Origin of the sequence: Bradyrhizobium sp. SRS-191, assembly GCF_024586915.1 — a bacterium.
In the GTDB taxonomy this organism is placed as follows: Bacteria; Pseudomonadota; Alphaproteobacteria; order Rhizobiales; family Xanthobacteraceae; genus Bradyrhizobium.
The window spans coordinates 206299-224762 of the sequence record NZ_JANBVS010000003.1 but is presented as its reverse complement, the minus strand read 5'-3'; the positions used below and the strand labels follow the sequence as shown (position 1 = coordinate 224762).

Annotated in this window: 22 protein-coding genes; 4 read left to right on the top strand and 18 right to left on the bottom strand. The window is 64.3% G+C overall.

Features of this window, described 5'->3' with window-relative positions; translation table 11 throughout:
• Positions 1-147: 147 nt before the first annotated feature.
• The 6 genes from NLR35_RS07840 to NLR35_RS07815 all read right to left on the bottom strand — a co-directional run bounded on the left by NLR35_RS07840 (position 148) and on the right by NLR35_RS07815 (position 3374).
• Positions 148-654: a tyrosine phosphatase family protein gene (locus NLR35_RS07840; RefSeq protein ID WP_257165974.1), complete on the bottom strand. Its 507-nt coding sequence runs from the start codon at positions 652-654 to the stop codon at positions 148-150.
• A 120-nt stretch (positions 655-774) separates the two neighbouring features.
• Positions 775-999 (bottom strand): hypothetical protein, encoded by a 225-nt coding sequence (locus NLR35_RS07835; protein ID WP_257165973.1) that lies wholly within the window; start codon positions 997-999, stop codon positions 775-777.
• A complete protein-coding gene (locus NLR35_RS07830) occupies positions 996-1235 on the bottom strand; it encodes a hypothetical protein (RefSeq protein WP_257165972.1) in 240 nt (79 codons plus the stop codon). Before NLR35_RS07830 ends, NLR35_RS07835 begins: the two co-directional genes overlap by 4 nt.
• 1 nt (position 1236) lies before the next feature.
• Positions 1237-1854 (bottom strand): HD family hydrolase, encoded by a 618-nt coding sequence (locus NLR35_RS07825; RefSeq protein WP_257165971.1) that lies wholly within the window; start codon positions 1852-1854, stop codon positions 1237-1239.
• Complete coding sequence (locus NLR35_RS07820; protein WP_257165970.1) at positions 1851-2480, bottom strand: DNA-3-methyladenine glycosylase I; 630 nt, start codon at positions 2478-2480, stop codon at positions 1851-1853. The genes NLR35_RS07825 and NLR35_RS07820 overlap by 4 nt, the downstream gene beginning before the upstream one ends.
• Positions 2481-2489: 9 nt before the next feature.
• Entirely contained in the window at positions 2490-3374 is an 885-nt protein-coding gene (locus NLR35_RS07815) for a folate-binding protein YgfZ (protein ID WP_257165969.1), read from the bottom strand.
• A gap of 198 nt (positions 3375-3572) precedes the next feature.
• Between NLR35_RS07815 and NLR35_RS07810 the strand changes: the two genes are divergently transcribed.
• Positions 3573-4907, top strand: coding sequence for a dihydroorotase (locus NLR35_RS07810; protein WP_257165968.1), 1335 nt, complete (start codon positions 3573-3575; stop codon positions 4905-4907).
• A 170-nt stretch (positions 4908-5077) separates the two neighbouring features.
• Here NLR35_RS07810 and NLR35_RS07805 read toward each other — a convergent pair whose 3' ends face one another.
• The 4 genes from NLR35_RS07805 to NLR35_RS07790 form a co-directional block, all read right to left on the bottom strand.
• The gene (locus NLR35_RS07805) at positions 5078-5599 is read right to left on the bottom strand and encodes a protein phosphatase CheZ (protein ID WP_257166153.1); all 522 of its coding nucleotides are present in this window, start codon (positions 5597-5599) and stop codon (positions 5078-5080) included.
• A 382-nt stretch (positions 5600-5981) separates the two neighbouring features.
• Positions 5982-6758 carry an alpha/beta fold hydrolase gene (locus tag NLR35_RS07800; protein ID WP_257165967.1) on the bottom strand — a complete coding sequence of 259 codons (777 nt, stop codon included), beginning with the start codon at positions 6756-6758 and terminating at the stop codon, positions 5982-5984.
• The gene (locus NLR35_RS07795; protein ID WP_257165966.1) at positions 6755-7309 is read right to left on the bottom strand and encodes a hypothetical protein; all 555 of its coding nucleotides are present in this window, start codon (positions 7307-7309) and stop codon (positions 6755-6757) included. Before NLR35_RS07795 ends, NLR35_RS07800 begins: the two co-directional genes overlap by 4 nt.
• Positions 7310-7642: 333 nt before the next feature.
• On the bottom strand, positions 7643-8413 hold the full coding sequence (locus tag NLR35_RS07790; RefSeq protein WP_257166152.1) for an alpha/beta fold hydrolase: 771 nt from the start codon (positions 8411-8413) through the stop codon (positions 7643-7645).
• A gap of 177 nt (positions 8414-8590) precedes the next feature.
• On the opposite strand from NLR35_RS07790, the gene NLR35_RS07785 reads away from it, so the two are divergent.
• Positions 8591-9592, top strand: a complete 1002-nt coding sequence (locus NLR35_RS07785) for an AraC family transcriptional regulator (protein WP_257165965.1) — start codon at positions 8591-8593, stop codon at positions 9590-9592.
• 445 nt (positions 9593-10037) lie between these two features.
• Here NLR35_RS07785 and NLR35_RS07780 read toward each other — a convergent pair whose 3' ends face one another.
• The gene (locus NLR35_RS07780; RefSeq protein ID WP_257165964.1) at positions 10038-10961 is read right to left on the bottom strand and encodes a LysR family transcriptional regulator; all 924 of its coding nucleotides are present in this window, start codon (positions 10959-10961) and stop codon (positions 10038-10040) included.
• Between the two features lie 236 nt (positions 10962-11197).
• Between NLR35_RS07780 and NLR35_RS07775 the strand changes: the two genes are divergently transcribed.
• The gene (locus NLR35_RS07775; protein ID WP_257165961.1) at positions 11198-12016 is read left to right on the top strand and encodes an alpha/beta fold hydrolase; all 819 of its coding nucleotides are present in this window, start codon (positions 11198-11200) and stop codon (positions 12014-12016) included.
• 1122 nt (positions 12017-13138) lie between these two features.
• Here the strand turns inward: NLR35_RS07775 and NLR35_RS07770 are convergent.
• From NLR35_RS07770 to NLR35_RS07755, 4 genes are all read right to left on the bottom strand, one after another.
• Complete coding sequence (locus tag NLR35_RS07770) at positions 13139-13405, bottom strand: hypothetical protein (RefSeq protein ID WP_006610703.1); 267 nt, start codon at positions 13403-13405, stop codon at positions 13139-13141.
• Positions 13406-13559: 154 nt separating this feature from the next.
• A complete protein-coding gene (locus NLR35_RS07765; protein ID WP_257165960.1) occupies positions 13560-13958 on the bottom strand; it encodes a TIGR02301 family protein in 399 nt (132 codons plus the stop codon).
• 31 nt (positions 13959-13989) lie between these two features.
• A complete protein-coding gene (locus tag NLR35_RS07760; RefSeq protein ID WP_257165959.1) occupies positions 13990-14421 on the bottom strand; it encodes an NUDIX hydrolase in 432 nt (143 codons plus the stop codon).
• Positions 14422-14490: 69 nt separating this feature from the next.
• Positions 14491-15045 (bottom strand): hypothetical protein, encoded by a 555-nt coding sequence (locus NLR35_RS07755; RefSeq protein ID WP_306577298.1) that lies wholly within the window; start codon positions 15043-15045, stop codon positions 14491-14493.
• Positions 15046-15107: 62 nt separating this feature from the next.
• On the opposite strand from NLR35_RS07755, the gene NLR35_RS07750 reads away from it, so the two are divergent.
• Entirely contained in the window at positions 15108-15878 is a 771-nt protein-coding gene (locus tag NLR35_RS07750; protein WP_257165957.1) for an SOS response-associated peptidase, read from the top strand.
• 93 nt (positions 15879-15971) lie between these two features.
• Here NLR35_RS07750 and NLR35_RS07745 read toward each other — a convergent pair whose 3' ends face one another.
• The 3 genes from NLR35_RS07745 to NLR35_RS07735 are packed head-to-tail and all read right to left on the bottom strand — an operon-like array spanning position 15972 to position 18461.
• Complete coding sequence (locus tag NLR35_RS07745; protein ID WP_257165956.1) at positions 15972-16553, bottom strand: NUDIX domain-containing protein; 582 nt, start codon at positions 16551-16553, stop codon at positions 15972-15974.
• A 9-nt stretch (positions 16554-16562) separates the two neighbouring features.
• Positions 16563-17018, bottom strand: coding sequence for a GNAT family acetyltransferase (locus NLR35_RS07740; protein ID WP_257165955.1), 456 nt, complete (start codon positions 17016-17018; stop codon positions 16563-16565).
• 15 nt (positions 17019-17033) lie between these two features.
• The gene (locus NLR35_RS07735) at positions 17034-18461 is read right to left on the bottom strand and encodes an FAD-binding oxidoreductase (RefSeq protein WP_257165954.1); all 1428 of its coding nucleotides are present in this window, start codon (positions 18459-18461) and stop codon (positions 17034-17036) included.
• Between the last annotated feature and the right edge of the window lie 3 nt (positions 18462-18464).

Below are 18464 nucleotides of genomic sequence, written 5' to 3'. Positions count from 1 at the left end.
GGGCCTTTCGCGGCCCCGTCGTTCCGGGGCGCGCGATGGGCGAACCCGGAACCCAGAGGTTTGAGCCTGGCCGTTCGATCGCGCGCGACGATCTCGAGGTTCCGGCTTCGCCGCTGGCGCGGCGCCCCGGAACGACGGGGGCGTGGCTCACTCCAGCTCGATGCGGAAGGGCTGGCTGTCCACCATCATCGCGCCCGGGCCGATCGCATCCAGCGCGCGCACCATGCGCCCCTGGCGGCCCAGCGCACGATCGGCGAGGCTGACGATCAGGCGGTTGGGGGAGGCGATCGGCGAGGCCTGGCGGATCGCCCAGGCGATATCGAGCTCGTCGCGGTGGGGATTGAGCGCGCAGGCGGCCGCGAAGGCGCTGGCGGTGGAGCGGCTGATGCCGGCATAGCAGTGGATGACCAGCGGCGCCGCGCGGTCCCAGCCGCGCACGAACTCCAGCACCTGGGTGACGTGATCGTCGCTCGGCGCCATGAAGCCGGGGAGCTGCTCGGTGATGTCGTCGACCGAGACCCGCAGGTGGTTCTCGGGCCGGATGCTCTCCGGCCGCTGCACCTGCTCGACATTGGCCATGATGGTCAGCACGTGACTGGCGCCGGTCAGGCGCACGGTCTCGGGCAAAGCGGCGAGTGAGCAGACGTGGATCATGGGGTGCCTTTGGACGCCCGAATATACGAACGGCGACACAAGGGCAAAAGCGGGTTTTGGATGTCAGCTCTCGGGCGGGCGCATATGTCCCGCCCTGGCCCTTGCCGGCGCGGCGAGCCCTCAGCGCGTGTTCTTGAGCTGCCGCAGCTCCTGGCGGACCAGATGCGCCTTGCCCTCGATCTCGGCGTTGAGGCGCTCGAGATGCTCGAGCACGCGCTCACGGCTCGGCGAGGCGATCTCGACCGGCTTCTCGGCCCAGGGACGGCGCACGAGCAGGGCCACCATGGCGACGGCCAGGGCGGTCAGGAGCGGGAAGCTCAGGGCAACGAGCTGGTGCGTGGTCATCGAAGACCTCCCAGGATCCACTGACCCAGCAAATGTAGGAGCACTCCGGTGACAATGCAAACCACGCCGGAGCCATAGATCAGGCCGGCCGGGGTATTCGGCGGCAGCACGCCATAGACGAACTGGGCCAACGGCACGAACGTTCCGGCGGTGACGATCGCCGTCGCCAGCGTGTTCATCCAATTGGCCGCCAGTCTCAGCCGCTCGTTGCGGCGCTCGTCCGGCGTCAGCGGCATCTCAGCACGACCCCAGCACCAGGTTGAACCGTGTCAGGAATCGTTTCTCGGCCTTGGCCGCGCTCCACGGCGTCAGGTACTCCGTCACGGTCGCCTCCGGCAGGCCGGGATCGCGGCCGAACAGCTTCTTCGCCTCGCTCTCGGAGAAGCCCGCCAGCCGGGTCGCCTCCAGATAGGCGGAGCCGCGGTCGGCCGCCTTGATCTGGCGCTCGATCTCCGGCGCGAGCTCGGCCGGAAGGCCGAAGCGGATGTGGATGGCGCCGAGCAGCCGCTTCTCGACGGATTTGTAGCTGCCGCCGAGCACCGCCTTGAACGGCGAGATCATGTCGCCGATGACGTATTCCGGCGCGTCGTGCAGCAGCGCCGCGAGCCGCAGCTTCGCATCGATGTTCGGCTTCTTCGCGCGCATCACCATCTCCACCAGCAGCGTGTGCTGCGCGACCGAGAAGATGTGCGCACCGGACGTCTGGCCGTTCCAGCGCGCCACGCGCGCCAGGCCGTGCGCGATGTCGGCGATCTCGACATCGAGCGGCGAGGGATCGATGAGGTTGAGCCGCCGGCCGGACAGCATGCGCTGCCAGACACGGTCCTGCCCGCTCGGGGGCTTCTCAATTGTCATTTGGGAGGTTTGAGGCGCGGGGCGCGGCGCTTGCCGCTGCAGGTCTCATGGCAGAAGCAGGTGACGAGATGGTCGTTGACCATGCCCGTCGCCTGCATGAAGGCGTAGACGATCGTGGGGCCGACGAACTTGAAGCCACGCGACGCCAGCTCCTTGGACATCTTGATCGAGAGCGGCGTCGACGCCGGCACGCTCGCGGTGGTCTTGAACGCATTGACCTTCGGCGCGCCGTCCATGAAATCCCACAGCAGCTTCGAGAAGCCGGGACCCTTGTCCTGGATGTCGAGCCAGGATTTCGCGCTGAGAATCGCGCCCTCGATCTTGGCGCGGTTGCGCACGATGCCGGCATCGTTCATCAGCGCGTGGATCTTCTTGTCGGAATAGCGCGCGATCTTCGCAGGCTGGAAATCATCGAAGGCGCGGCGGAAATTGTCGCGCTTGCGCAGGATCGTGATCCACGACAGTCCGGCCTGGAAGCCGTCGAGGATCAGCTTCTCATACAGCGCGCGATCGTCATATTCCGGCACGCCCCACTCGGTGTCGTGATAGGCGACATAAAGCGGATCGCTGCCCGGCCAGGGGCAGCGCGTCAGACCATCGGGATGGACGACCGCAGCGCGACCCATATCAGCGGCTCAGGCGACCGTCTGCTTCGGCGCGCCCTGCAACGCGTCGGGATCGGCGATGCGGACGGTGAGACCGCCCGCCGTCAGCGGCGTGCCCGCCTCCATCGCCTCGGCGACACGGTCGATGCGCACCAGCGCCAGGCCCTTCTGCTGCGCAGCCGAGCCCATCGTGCCGACGCTCTTCTCGCCCGCCAGAATCGGCGTGCCCGGCTCCGGGCTCGGACCATCGAGCAGAACCTTGGCCGCCCGCGTCCGCGTGGTGCCGCGATGGTGCATGCGGCTCACGACCTCCTGGCCGACATAGCAGCCCTTGCCGATGTCGACGCCGTGCAGCCGGTCCATGTTGGTCTCGTAGGGAAAGGCGTCGCCATACATGAAGTCGAGCCCGCCGCGCGGCACGGTGTGATCGATGCGATGCGCCTCGTAGTCTGCGGCGGCGACGACCTCCGCGCCCAGTCGCGCGGCGATCTCGGCGAGATCAGCCTGCGGCGCGATGACGCGGCAGCCCAGCGCGTCGTGGCGCGGGTCCTTGAAGCACAGATCGATCGCCGCAGCCGGCGCGCCGTCCCAAGCCGCGATGACGCCGACCTGGTCGGAGAGATTGCTGATCGCGACCTTGGCGCGCAGCTTGTACAAATTGAGTTTGTCCGTCAGCGCCTGCGCCAGCGCGCGGGGGCAATCCAGCAGGAAGCGTTCACCGGCGTCCCCCGCGGGCGCCTGCGCCACCAGGAAATCGATGATGATCTTGCCCTGCGGCGTCAGCAGCGCACCGAACCGGGCGTCACCCGGAACGAGCTTGGTGACATCGGTGGTAACCAGACCGTTGAGGAACTTGCGTGCATCGTCGCCGCTGACCTGGACCACGCCCCGGTCGTCGAGAAACGTCGCTTTCATTCGAAAAACCTCTTGCGACACGCCGCACTGAAACGTAAGCCGCCCTGGCATAAACCACAAGGCTGAAACGCCGCACTGCGGTGGCTTCATTCTAAAGATCAAGGCGCGCGCCGCCTCGCAGGCCAGCAAATGGGCAGGCGCGCAGCATGATCGAACTGCCTTGGGGTGATCGGGAGAATGACATCCTATGAGGGGTTCATGAGCCAGCGCTTCCAAGTCATTCTGAAATCCGGCACCGTGGTCAATCACGACGGCGAGGGTGTCCGCGACATCGGCATCTCGGGTGGACGCATCGTCGAGATCGGCGATCTCAGTGCGGCCTCCGCCGCCGAGATCATCGACTGCAAGGGCCTGCACGTGCTGCCCGGCGTGATCGACACCCAGGTGCATTTCCGCGAGCCTGGTTTGACCCACAAGGAGGATCTCGAAACCGGCTCGCGCAGCGCCGTGATGGGCGGCGTCACCGCCGTGTTCGAGATGCCCAACACCAATCCGCTGACGGTCACCGAGGAGGCGTTCACCGCCAAGATCGAAGCCGGGCGCCATCGCATGCATTGCGACTTCGCCTTCTTCATCGGCGGCACCCGCGAGAACGTCGAGCAACTGCCGGTGCTGGAGCGCGCCGAGGGCTGCGCCGGCGTCAAGGTGTTCGTCGGCTCCTCCACCGGCTCGCTGCTGGTCGAGGACGACGACAGCCTGCGCCGCATCTTCCAGGTGATCCGCCGCCGCGCCGCGTTCCACGCCGAGGACGAATACCGCCTCAACGAGCGCAAGAATTTGCGCGTCGAGAACGACCCGCGCTCGCACCCAGTGTGGCGCGACGAGGAGGCCGCGCTGCGCGCTACGCAGCGGCTGGTCAATCTCGCGCACGAGACCGGCAAGCGCATCCATGTGCTGCACATCTCGACCAAGGAAGAGATCGTCTATCTGCGCGACCACAAGGACGTCGCCACCGTCGAGGCGACGCCGCACCATCTCACGCTCGCTGCGCCCGAGTGCTACGAGCGGCTCGGCACCTACGCGCAGATGAATCCGCCGGTGCGCTCCGCCGACCATCGCGACGTGATCTGGTGGGGCGTCCACCAGGGCATCGTCGACATCCTCGGCTCCGACCACGCGCCGCACACCGCGGAAGAAAAGGCCAAGACCTATCCGGCCTCGCCTTCCGGCATGACTGGCGTGCAGACCTTGGTGCCGATCATGCTCGACCACGTCAACGCCGGCCGGCTATCGCTGCAGCGTTTCGTCGACCTCACCAGCGCGGGCCCCGCCCGCATCTACAACATCGCCCGCAAGGGCCGCATCGCCGCCGGCTACGACGCCGATCTGACGATCGTCGACCTCAAGCGCAGCGAGACCATCACCAACGAATGGGTCGCCTCGAAAGCCGGCTGGACGCCGTATGACGGCGTGCGCGTGACGGGCTGGCCGGTCGGCACCTTCGTCCGCGGCCAGCGCGTGATGTGGCAGGGCGAGCTGCTGACGCCTGCGACCGGCGAGCCGGTCAGTTTCATGGAGACGCTGCGGCCGTAACGGCGCAACTGATTATTTCGCGCCGTCGTTGCGAGCGTAGCGAAGCAATCCAGGGGTGGTGTACGGGACTCCGGATTGCTTCGCTACGCTCGCAACGAAGCGGGCATCACGCTGCGCGACGATCAGCTCGCAGCTCCGATCTGATCATCGGCCGCGATGTCCGATGCCGCTCAGGCAAACAGCTTGTCGATATCGTCCTGCGAAATCGCCACGCCCACCCGCTTCGGACCCTCCAGCAAGTCCGGCTCGGTGCTTGGGGCCGCGACCTCGGCTGCGAGCCGGGCCAGTTCCTCTTTTCCCCACATCCGGACCAGTCGGTTGATGTGGTCTTCCATGAACTTCAACGACTTGACGACGCGCGTGATCCGCTGCCCGGTGAGGTCCTGAAACGCGCACGCCTCGAACACCTTGTTCGAGCTGTCGAGGATCTCGTCGCAGATCGCCGCGGTCGTCGGGTCCTTGACGCTCTGCAGCTTCGCGACGCTGTTGCCGATCGTCTCCATGCTTTCGAGGATCGCGTTCCCGGCCACCTCCGTGTTCTCGACGATCGCATCGAGGGTGTCGGCCATCGTCGCGAAGTTGTTCTTGCTGTCGCCTTGAAGAGCTGCGAATTCCCGCCGCATGCTGCTGATGTGGGCGAACATCTCGACCAGGAGCGTTTTCAGCATCCTCTCTTCTTCTGGCGCAATCATCAGAAATCCCCGACTTTTCCCTAACGTTTCCTTAACCAAGCTCTTCACGCGGCAGCTGCAAACTCCGCTCTGCTCGTCGGTGACGGCATTTCGGATTTCGCTCCGGCGATGACCAGGTCGCGACACGGCCAATCGAGTTTTCGCGTCAGCTCGCAACGGTACTATGGTCAAGTCGGTGAAGATCAGCGGCCTAGTTTTTCCTATTTTCGTTAAGGGCGGATGTTCATGCCCCCCCAACGCCTTCGAATGGTGAAGGGTTTCTGACGCCGGATGGCGGCTGATGACCGGGGCAGTTCCCGGCCGTTCGGCGGCCCGATCGGCGATCCACGGCTGTCCATCGGCGGTTCGCCGCAGAAGAATGCGGGCTGTCCACGCGACGTCGTCAGGCAAGGTGTCCCGCGGCTTTGAGGATCAGCTGCGTGATTTCGTCGGGATGGGAGATCAGTGAGAGATGGCTGGCATTGAGTTCGATGGTCTCGGCGCCCATCCGCTTGGCCATGAAGCGCTGGAGATCCGGGCTGATGGTGCGGTCTTCGGTCGAAACCGCATAATAGCTGGGCTTCGATCGCCAGGCTGCGTTGGTGGTTTTGCCTGACAGCAGCGCCTTTTGGAACGGTTGCTGGACGGCGTAGAGGACTTTCGCTTTCGCTGTTGGCAGGTCGCCCGCGAAATCGCGCAAAAACGCCGCTTCGCTGAGACGCCCTTCGTCGCCGTCGAACACGATACCGGCTGTCGCGGGCGGCGTCGGGTAGGTCTTGGCAAGGGCGGTGTAGTCCTCGCCAGCATCCGGCGCACGTGCAGCCACGTAGACCAGCGCGGAGACCTTCGGATTCATACCGGCCTCGGTGACGATCATCCCGGAAAAGGAATGGCCCACCAGCACCGTCGGGCCATCTTGCTGCGCCAGAACCCGTTCAGCCGAAGCCACCGCGTCGGGAAGCGTCGTCAGCGGATTTTGAACGGCCGTGGCATTCAATCCCGCTTCTTGCAATCGTGCGATCACCTCGGACCAACACGAGCCGTCTGCGAACAGCCCGTGCACGAGCACGACGTTGGTGGCCTTCACTGGATTGGACGTAGCGGTCTTGCCGGATGTCGAGATCAGCGAAGCCGCACCAAGGGTCACCAGGGCGGCGGAGAAGGTCCGTCTATCAATCATCGCGCATTCTCCGGAGATGTCGATCGTGCGGTCGGCGCCGGCGGCACTGGCAGAATGATTTCAGAAGCGACCTTCCAATCTTTGCCGATGCGAAGCCAGTTGACAATCATCAGGAACGGCTTGGCTGTTCCGTCCTGTCCCGCATAGGACACCGTGATGTTCATTGGAACATAGGATTCGGCGACATCGCGTGTGAGGCCGACGATCTTGAGCCGCGAATAGTCCGGCTCGAGCACGACCGGGCCGGAACTTCCGATGTCATGCAGCTTTTGATCAATGGTCTCGTTGCCCCAATAGCCTGCCCAGTTTCCTTCGGACGGGATCGCGCTCTTGGCAACCAGCAGCGTCGACGGCGATTGCCAGAACATCTCGTGCAAACCTCTGAAATCATGTTTGTTGGCTAGTTCCATGAGCCCGGCGAATTTCGATCTGATCGCGCCGAGTGTAGCCGCATCCAGCGGCTCCTTGGTCATCGCCCGTGGAGATGCATGTGCCGGCATGACAGCCGCGGCCAAAAGAGCCCAGGCCGTGGTGAGAAACACCCTGTCCATGCGAAAATGTCCATCATCTGTTTCCAGCGTGCCGGCCGGAGTTCGTGTTATTTATCGGCCTATCTGGCGCGAATGGCGTCCTTGAGAATTGGCCCGCGCATTCACTCAGCAAGGATGTGACTTTCGCATCGAGATCTTGCGCCACGGCAAGCGCCGCCGCGTGGCCGCAGGGCCGCAAGTCGCTCTCATCCTGTCGGAGGAGATGCGCACGCCATCGGGGCGCTCATCAATGAGGATTGTGACGGGAGCGTAAGACCCGGCATCGGGCAGGGGCCACCCTCTTGTAAATGGGTGTGTGCACTCCCGGCGCGACAGCGCCGGGAGTGGCGACCGTCACTTCGCCCGTGCGGCCTTTTCGATGACCTCGGCCACCTCTTTCGCATGGACGACGAGCGAGGCATGGCTGCCGGCAACGTCCGTCGTCTGGGCCTTGATCCTCGCTGCAAACGACTTCTGCGCCTCGGGGGCGACGGTCTTGTCCTTCGTGGTGATGACGTAGAACGTGGGCTTGTCATGCCAGGCCGCAATGGTGACGGGGGCCTCGAACGCAACGTGGTTCAACGGAAGCTGCGAGTTCGCCAGGTGCTCACCGATTTCCGGAGGAAGATCGGCGGCGACGGCTGACGCAAACACCTTCGGATCGATGTACAGATCACCCTTGGCGTCGGGATGGATCGCTCTGGTGCCCTCGGTCTGCGGGCCGGCCTTCGCCAGCGACGCCAGGGATTCTCCGACGTCGGGTGCGAAGGCGGACACATAGACCAGCGCCGACACCTTGGGATCGTCGCCCGCCTGCGTGATCACCACGCCGCCCCAGGAGTGGCCGACCAACACAGTCTTGCCGTTCTGCTTTGCGAGCGCCTGTTTTGTGGCGTCGACATCCGCCGCAAGGGAGGTGAGCGGATTTTCGACCAGCGTGACGTTGTAGCCTTTCTTGGTGAGAATATCGGCGACAGGCTGCCAACTCGTCTGGTCCACGAAGGCGCCGTGCACGAGAACGATGTTCTGGGCTGCTCCCTTCGGCGGTTCGGCCGAATGAGCGGAGCCGACCAATGTCGACCCGGCAAGAAACGCGGTGGCAGCTGAGAGGAGGATATTTCGCATCGAATGATCCCATGGGCATGTCGGACGGAACAGCGTCCGGGGGGAATGGACAGGCGTTTCCAATAAGCTTGCGGGTCTTCCATTCGCGTCGGCGATAGAGTTGCCGCGCGCGACGTCGGCCCGCCGCGACATGACCTAATCCGCAGTCCATCCGGACGATAGAGATCGATCGTCCGAATGTTGTGTCCGATCGTCCACCGAGCTAGCTTGGACAGAATGGACATCCTCGCTCAAATGCTCGACCGCGTTCGTCTCGGCGGGACGCTGCTTTTTCACTTCGAGCTCGGCCATCCCTGGCATCTCGAACTGCCGGCGCGCCCTTACGCGTTGTTTCATTATGTCAGCCGAGGATCGGCGACCCTCGCTGTCGGGCAGGGACAAGAAATCCAGATGACCGAGGGCGATCTCGTCGTCATCACACGCGGCGAACCTCATGTGTTCTATTCGGATCGCCGGGCCAAACCTTTGCGCATCATCGATATCGATCGGGCATCATCGCGGTTTGGAGTCATTCGTCACGGCAGCCGTGTGAAGCCGCACGCGACCATGATCTGCGGCAATTTCACGGTGTCGCGGCCGATATTTGGCAGCGTGCTGGAGCTGCTACCGCCAGTGCTTTTGCTGAGGCCGGCGACGGACGGTGAATGGCTCGAAGCGATCCTGCGCCGCATGGTCAGCGAAGCAGCGCTCGAGCGCCCCGGCCAACGCGTCGTACTTTCGAAACTCACGGAAGTGCTCTTTGTCGAGGTGCTCCGAAGCTGGATTTCGTCTCTCAGTCCCGGACAAGGCGGCTGGCTCGGGGCGATTTCCGACCCGCATATCGGGCCGGCCCTCAAGCTCATTCATGAAAACCCGGAGCATCCCTGGACCGTGAGCGGCCTCGGACATCAGGTCGGGCTCGGCCGCTCGGCGTTTTCGGCGCGTTTTACCAAGCTCATCGGCCAGTCCGTGCAGCGCTACGTGATCGAACGCCGCATGGCTGAGGCGGCGTTTCTGCTGGAAACCAGCGATGAGTCGATCGCGCAGATTGCCAGCCGGGTCGGTTACGAGACGGCGGCAGCATTCTCCAAGCTGTTTCATCGGCACAACGGTCAGTCGCCGGGGAGCTATCGGGCCGCTCAGCGCGCCGAGGGAGGCCCCGCGCAATCGGACCACTCGGAACTACAAATGTCCAATTGAGCTGGCTTACGCGGTCGCCGTGCCTGCAACCGGCCCGTCCCTGCTGTTCGTCGTGAGCTCGATTGCCGAGGTCACGCCTGCTGTTCGACGCGAGAGCGCAAGCGTAGGTGATGGGGGGACGAGACAGCCGGTCCCCAGCGAGAGCACGTAGCAAGCGTTAAACCTGTCGCGCAAGAGGGGGCTGGGGGGCGGTGTGCCGTACGACCGCGTGCGGGCTGGTACTGACGGCAGCAACTCGAACTCTTACAGTCTCCTGAACTCATCCAAGGTTCGGATCACCAATGGCATGAACTCACTGCCGCCGGCAAAGCCAGCTATTCGGCTCCTTCCGGACATTCGGCGTCAGTTTGATGAGGTCCGCTTTCGAAGTTCGATGGCTGCGATAGAGTCAAATTTCATGACGACGCAGTCGCTTGTGACCCGAAGCGGATGCTCGCATCGGCTGCTAGTCAGCTTCAACGTAGCGAATGATGCTCTGATTTTGAACGTTTGCGACCAGTTCATCCGCGCGGGACAAAAGCCGGCTGAGTAGAGCAGAGCAATTTGCCGGGTTGTAGCCGAGAGCGAGCCCGACGGTGGGCGGGTGGCCCTCGAGCGCTCTGGCAACAACGTTTGGAGCCAGCATATTCTGCGCATAGAGTGGAACGAGTGTGACTCCGCCAGTGGACGCGACCAGTGACATGGCCGACGATATGTTCTCGCCTTCGTACTTTGCCTTGAGCACGATTCCAACCTTCGACGCATAATCCTGAATCACAGCGTGCAAGACCGGAGACGTTCTGGCCGAGCTGACATAGATCTCACGGACAAGATCCTGCGGGCGAATCCTTTTGCGCGACGCCAGGCGATGGTCTGCCGGCAGCACTACGATCAAGGGCTCCTTCGCCAACAACTTGAAGGTCACGCCTGCGGTCTGTTTCTCGGGCCGGAGAAAGGCTATGTCGAGCTTCCCGCGCGTCAATGCGAGCGCAAGTTCTGGCGAGGACTGACTGGTCAGGGTGACTTCGATCTCCGGCTCTTCCTCGCGGAGGATACGCAGCAGATGGGGGAGCCACATCACCTCCAGACCCACCATGAATCCCATGGAAAGCGTCGGCTTCTGCGGCTGCGCGATCTGCCGCGCGCCAACCGTCGCTGCCTCGACCTGCAACAGCGCCAACCGCGCATGATCGAGAAAGACTCTTCCGGCCTCGGTCAGCGCTACGCCACGCGCCTGGCGCTCCAGCAACTCCACGCCAACTTCGGATTCCAGATCGCGAATCTGCCGGCTCAGGGACGGCTGTGAGGTGTTGAGGCGCCGCTGGGCTGCCGTCAGAAAACTACCTTCCTCTGCAACGGCAATGAAATAGCGCAAATGCCGGAGTTCCATTCCGCCCTCAATATGCTTCCAAGGCATATATCCGAGCCTACAAGGTATTTGTTTCTGGCGGAAGCAGGAAATACCTTCATGCGGCCATGCGTTGGCCGTCGGGTGTTGCCGAGGCAAGGGCTCTCTCGGGCTCCTCATTATAAAATTCGGCCCGCGACATCGAGCAGCGCGTAGCTCAATGGATCAGTTAGTTCCTGTCTTTTCAGAAAGACGGACAGCGCCGATGGAGCGACTCGATGCCGACGATCACGACTAACGACGGTGTAAACATCTTCTACAAGGATTGGGGATCAGGTCAGCCGATCGTCTTCAGCCACGGTTGGCCGCTGACAGCGGACGACTGGGATGCCCAGATGACATTCTTTCTTCGTCATGGGTATCGGGTGATCGCCCACGACCGGCGGGGCCACGGCCGGTCCGACCAGCCCAGCACCGGCAACGACATGGACCGCTGGGTTGCCGACCTTGCAACCCTGACTGCACACCTGAACCTGCGCGACGCGATCCATATCGGGCATTCGACAGGTGGCGGAGAGGTGGCTCGCTATGTCGCCCGCCACCAGGAGCGCGTCTCGAAGGCGGTGCTGGTCGCTTCGCTGACGCCGAACATGTACCGGAGCGAGAACAACCCATCGGGTCAACCGCCGGAGTGGTTCGAAGCGATCCGGGCAGGCGTGCTGGGCAACCGGTCGGAATTCTACCGTTTCGTTCCGGAGAATCCGTTCTACGGGTACAACCTCGATGGGGCCAAGCCTTCGGAGGCAATCATTGCCAACTGGTGGCGCCAAGGCATGGCCGGCGGTGCTCTCGCTCACTACGCGACTGTCGACTCGTGGCTCGAAGATTATACCGAAGACCTCAAGAACATCACTGTGCCGGTGCTGGTGATGCATGGCGAGGCGGATCAAGTCGTCCCGTTCGCAAGCTCCGTGCCGCGTGCGGTCGACCTGCTCAAGAACGGGTCGCTGAAGACCTATCCCGGCTACCCCCATGGCATGCTGACCACGCACGCGGATGTCCTCAACCCCGACCTGCTCGCGTTCATCAGGTCTTGACGACATCTCTCATCCATCATCGCCTTGCCGCACGAAGGAGATGCCGTTTGAAAGGCGGCCTCTCCTTCAGCTCAAGAGACCGTATTGGACAGCCGCGTTTGGCCAACGCGGGTTTCGCGCGGCACACCGAGCAGGAACTCGGTCTCTCAGCGAAAATCCATCTCATAGCGCTTGCTGCCGCTCCTGCGCCGGCTGTGCCATCATGGCCGGATTGGATTGAAGCGCCGCGATCAAGCGCCGGGATAGCACACCCGTCGGGCAAATCAGTTGAGCGATTTGGTCGGTGACGCCGTCGTTCCCGTCTCCGCAACGACACGAGATGCATAGGCCGAAAGGATGATTTTGCGCATCGTCTCAACGTGATCGCGGTCGCGGTGCATGCTGGCTAAAAAAGCCGCTTTCCAATTATCAGAATTCGTGCCACTTCTCTCTCCATCCCGCCTCACCGAGAGGGGCGTACGCGCGGTCGTCACGAGACGCGAGGCGGGGAGGCGGTGGACGTGTCGGGTTGCAGCGTGGGCTTGTCTTGCGCGGACGAACAGCTTCGATGCGGACGTGAAGCCGTGTGGTCCTGGCCTCCCGAAGCCGAGGTCAAGCCTGCGATCGGTGCGAGAGCGCCGGCGCGGACGATGGGGGCAAGACAGCCGGTCCCCAGGGAGAGCACGGAGTAAGCGTTAAACCCATCGCGCAGGGAAGGCTGGGCTCATCCGGCTGCACCTGTGGTTCCTGCCCCGTGCATTCTTGTTCGCACGGGGGCCATGGGCGTCAGCCGACGCCCAGCCTTCCCTGCGCCCTCGATCGATGCGAGGGACGAACGACGGTCATCGCTCGGGCGCCCGCGCCGCGAGGACGATGAGGCGTGTCTCATCGCTCTTTGACATGTGAAGGTGGATGCCGATGCGCGTGAGCGCTGACGCCGTCGTGCCAAAATCGCCGCGAAGCATTTGAGCGGTAGGGCAAAGCGGCGCCCGCAGGGCGTTGCGTGCCCACCGTCGTGAGGCGAACGCGGACCGCGATGGTGGGCACGGCGCGCGAGAGAGCGCTGCATTGTCGGCAGAAGCGCGGTGCGCCTTTGCCCACCCTACGGCAGGTTGCTTGGGGGCCGGATCAGCGGCGCGAGCTTTACTGCGTCGCGCGCGACAGCGAGAACTCGCCGTTGCGGATGCGCTCGGGAAAACCCTCGACGAAGGTCGCGACCGCGTCCTCGCCGTAGGTCGTCACGAGCTCGGCCAAAGCGGCGAACAGGCTGGCCTGCGCCAGGCAGTCGCCGTCGACGCCATCATGGCGCGCTTCTGCCCAGGCTTCGTTGAGGTAGCTGAGCGCGGCCTGCTTCTGCTCATGGTCGGGCAGGGCGGCGGGAAGGGCGCTGAAGGTGAGGGGATAACTCATTGAATTCAGTCTGGCGGGGCCGCGAGGCGCGTTGATTTCCGAACGCGGGCGCGCCGGACAAGTGAGCATTACCACGCGAGGCGGGAACGCCTAGGCCAGTTCTTTAGGAAAGGTTAACAAGGTTAACGCAAACGTGGATAACGCGCCGGCCCCGTTAATTGGCGTAACGCGCCGTGAGGTCGCGCGAGATCTTCGATCCCTCGTCGATGTAGCGGCGGATCGCGACCATCGCGGCCGGGGTGCAGGTCCGGTAGGTCTGCTGGAAGCCGTTATAGCCGCGGTTGAAGCCTGCGATCATGCGGGCGCGGCGCTCGCCGGACGGGGTCTCGGCATCTACCAGCGCCTGCATCTGGTTGCGCCATTTGGCGCCTTCATTGCTGCCGCAGATGCCGCGGAGGTAATGCAGTGTGCCGAGGATCTCGGCCAGCCGCTGCAGATCGCCGTCGAACGGCGCAGCCGCATCCTGCGCCCGCACCGGAGCGGCGGCGCAGGCCGCAACGAGGACGAGGATGGCCAGCAGGCGTTTGGGGAACATCGGGAGCACTGCCGTCATATGCCTTCGCCCGGTGGCGGACGCAAGGCGCCTACACCAGAGCCCGGGCGGCGGCGATGATCTCCGGCAAGCCGTCGGTGAGGGGCAGGCCGTCCAGATCATCGGGAGCGCGCCACAGCACGTCGTCCAGCTCCTCGTTCAGCACGGGCTCGCCGGCCTGCCAGCGCGCGGCAAAGGGCAGGATCACGTAGTGGCCGTCGCCGCCCTTGCCGCCCTGGCTGGCCGGCAGCACCTCGCGCCAGCCGGCCAGCCCAATGATCGAGATCGACAGCCCGGTCTCCTCCATCACCTCGCGCGCCAGGGCCTCGTGCAGGCTCTCGCCGAACTCCACCCGCCCGCCCGGGAGGGTGTAGACGCCCTTCGCCGGAGACCGCGCCCGGCGCACCAGCATGATCCTGCCGTCGCGGAAGATCGCGGCGCTGACGGCGAGCTGGGGATGGCGGGGAGGCGGGGCGAGGGTCATGGCAGCGACGGCTCCGGGCATGGTATGCACTCTGGCGTGAAGACCACCGGGTCGGCAGCCGGTGCAACGCTAGAAGCTTGCCATGATCGCGTCGACGGCGTCGACTTCGTCGACCTCCGCCACCGGTTCCGGATCGAACTCGATGTCGCCATTGATGATGCCGCCGGCCTGCGACACCAGCGGCTTGACCCAGCCCGCGGCCTGCTCGGCCAGCTTGGCCTTGGTGGAATCCTGCTTGGCGTCGCGCATCGCGCTGCCGACCGCGAGCAGGATGTCGGTCATGGTCTTGGTGAGATGGTCGAAGCGATCGCGAATCGCCGGATCGGCCTGCTCATAGGCCTCGATGACGAGATCGCGGGCCTTGAAATTGGTGTGGGTGAAATGTTCCGGGTAGCTCAGTGGCGACCACGCCAGGAAATCCTCGGCGCATTCCGGGATATCCGGAATCATTTCAAGCAGCATAACGGCTTCGTTGAAATGATTCAGATAGTCGGTGGCGAGACCGGTGCGCGGATTGATGTTGGCGGCGCGCAAGATCGCGGCCCGCGCCGGATCAATGGCGCTGCCCGCCGGTCGTGGGGTCGTGCGATCGGAAGGCACGGATTGGGTCGCCGCTGCGGTCATCCGCTGCAGTGTTCCCAACCCCGGTTAAAAGGTGCTGAACACACCAGGATTTGAGTGACATTATGTGTGGACGTTTCGTGATCACTTCACCACCCGCAGCTATCAGGCAGATCTTCGGCTACGAGGAACAGCCGAACTTTCCGCCGCGGCACAACATTGCTCCGACGCAGCCGATTCCCGTAGTTTTCCTGGATCAGGACGTCAGGCATTTTCGCTTGATGCGCTGGGGTTTCATGCCGGCCTGGGTCAAGGATCCCCGTAGTTTCACGCTGGTGATCAATGCGCGTTCGGAGTCCGTACGCGAGAAGCCCGCATTCAAGAACGCGATTCGTCGTCGGCGCGTGATTGTGCCCGCTGATGGGTATTACGAGTGGCAGGTGATCGATGGCCGCAAGCGGCCATTCTTCATCCATCGCGCCGACCGCGCGCCAATCGGCTTCGCCGCGCTCGCCGAGACGTGGATGGGACCGAACGGCGAGGAAGTCGATACGGTGGCGCTGATGACGGCCGCCGCGAGCGCCGATCTCGCGACGCTGCATCATCGGGTTCCCGTGACCATCAGGCCGGATGATTTTTCACTCTGGCTCGACTGCCGCGCGCACGATGCCGACGACGTCATGCACCTGATGGTCGCGCCGCGGGAAGGCGAGTTCGCCTGGTACGAGGTCTCGACCCGCGTCAACGCCGTGGCCAACGACGACGAGCAACTGCTCCTGCCGATGACCGAGGAGATGCGGGCCGCCGAAGATGCGCAGCGCAAGCCGGCGAAGAAAGTTGCGTCGCGAAAAAATACAACTTCGCCCGCTGATGACGGGCAGGGGAGTTTGTTCTGAGGCAGGCTTTGACAAACCGAGACGGTCGTCATCCCCCCGTTTTCGCGGAGGACGACAGCGGAGCAAGATCCGCGAGCAAGGCGTTGGCCGCACTCAAACAAAGATCCGCAGCGCCGCGTGCTGCAGCAGCATGATGGTCTTGGCGTCCTGGATGCGGCCGTCGGCGATCATCGCGAGCGCCTCGTCGATCGAGAGTTCCATCACCTCGATCTCCTCGCCCTCATGCGCGAGCCCGCCCCCGGCGCTGACGCGCATCTCGGGCTCGTACTCCGCGACGAAGAAGTGGATCTTCTCGGTGACCACGCCCGGGCTCATGAACGCCTCGAACACGAACTTCACGTCATGCAGCCGGAAGCCGGTCTCTTCCTCGGCCTCGAGGCGGATGCGCTCCTCCGGCGAGGCATCGTCGAGCAGCCCGGCCGCGGCCTCGATCAACAGGTCGTCATGGCCGTTGAGGAAGGCGGGGTAGCGGAACTGCTTGACCAGGATGACGCTGCGCTGGACGAGGTTGTAGGGCAGGATCGCCGCCGCGTTGCCGCGCTCGAACACGTCGCGGCTCTGCATCTGCCAGGTGCCGTCGTCGCGCCGCCACTCGAACCTGGTCGAGGTCAGCGTGCCGTAATGGTCGGAGAGCACGCGCCGCTCGTGCACGCGGATGCGGTCGGAGATGCTCATGGGGGACCTCTATTTCATGCCGGGAGTCGGCGGGCGACCGTCGAGCCATTTCGAGAACACCACGCTGTCCTGCACGGCGTAGTCGAGCGCCTGGTAGAATTCCTGCACCTTGGTGTTGTCGCCGCGCACCATCAGCATCAGCTTGGCGATGCCGCGTGCCCGCAGCCAGTCTTCCGCGGCCGCCATGATGGCGCGGCCGAGGTCACGCCCGCGATGATCGGGATCGACGCTGACGTAATAGACCCAGCCGCGATGGCCGTCATGGCCGACCATCGCCGAGGCCGCGATGACGCCATCGACGCGGCCGACCAGCACGGTCGAGTCATCGCCGCGGCGGGCGAGCGCGATGTCGGCGGCGGGATCGTTCCACGGCCGCGTCAGACCGCAGCGCTGCCACAGAGCGACAATTGTGGGCACGTCCGCATCGGTGATGTCGGAGACGACGAGAGCAGGGGCGATGTTCATGAGCGGGTCGAGAGCCTACAGCACCTTGCCGGGGTTCATGATCCCGAGCGGATCGAACTGCGCCTTGATCGCGCGCATCAGCGCGATCGCGGTCGGGTCCTTCACATCCGGCAGCTCGTCGCGCTTGAGCACGCCGATGCCGTGCTCGGCCGAGATCGAGCCGCCCATGCGCAGCACGATCTCGAACACCACCGCATTCACCTCGTGCCAGCGCGCCAGATAGTCGGCGGTGTCGGCGCCGACCGGCTGGCTGACATTATAGTGGATGTTGCCGTCGCCGAGATGGCCGAACGGCACCGGCCGCGCGCCGGGCAGTTTCTTCACGACAGCCTCATTGGCCTCGGCGATGAAGGCCGGCACCGCGGCGACCGGCACCGAGATGTCGTGCTTGATCGAGCCGCCCTCCGGTTTCTGCGCCCAGGAGATGTCCTCGCGCAGCTTCCAGAACGCCATGCGCTGGGAGAGATTCTCGGCGATCACGGCGTCGTCGACGATGCCGGCTTCAAGACCTTGCTCGAGGATGGTCTCCAGCGTCGCGCGCGCATCGTCGCGCGACGACGACAGCTCCATCAGCACGAACCAAGGATGCGGGCCCGACAGCGGCGCACGGTTGCCCGCGACATGGCGGATCGAGAAGTCGAGCGCGATATGCGCGATCAGCTCGAAGCTGGTCAGGCTGCCGGCGGCCTCGCGTTGCGCGATCGCCAGCAGCTTCAGCGCGTCCTCCGGAGACTTCAGTCCGACGAAGGCGGTCTCGATCGCCCGCGGCTTCGGGAACAGCTTCAGGCTTGCAGCCGTGATGATGCCCAGAGTCCCCTCGGCGCCGATGAACAGGTTGCGCAGGTCGTAGCCGGTGTTGTCCTTCTTCAATTTCGACAGCGCATTCAGCACCCGCCCGTCGGCCAGCACCACCTCGACGCCGAGCGCCATCTCGCGCGCGACGCCATAGGCCAGCGCAGCGGTGCCGCCGGCATTGGTCGAGAGATTGCCGCCGATGGTGCAGCTGCCCTCGGCGCCGAGCGACAGCGGGAACAGGCGGTCGACCTCGGCGGCCTTCTGCTGCGCGACCTGCAGCACCACGCCGGCCTCGGCGATCATCGTGTTGGAGGCAGTGTCGACGTCGCGGATCTTGTCCATGCGCTTCAGCGACACCACGACCTCGCCATTGTGCGGGGTCTGGCCGCCGACGAGGCCGGTGTTGCCGCCCTGTGGCGTCAGAGCGATACGATGCGCGCTGGCGAGCTTGCAGATCGCGGCCACTTCAGCGGTGGAGCCTGGGCGCAACACCAGCGGCGAGCGGCCGTGGAACAGATTGCGCTCCTCGGTGACGTAAGGCGCGACGTCGGCCTCGGCGGTCAGCGCCTGGCGCTCGCCGACGATGGCGGTGAATTGCGCGATCAGCTCGGGGGACAGCGGCGGCAAAGCAGGCGGGCTGATGTTCATGGT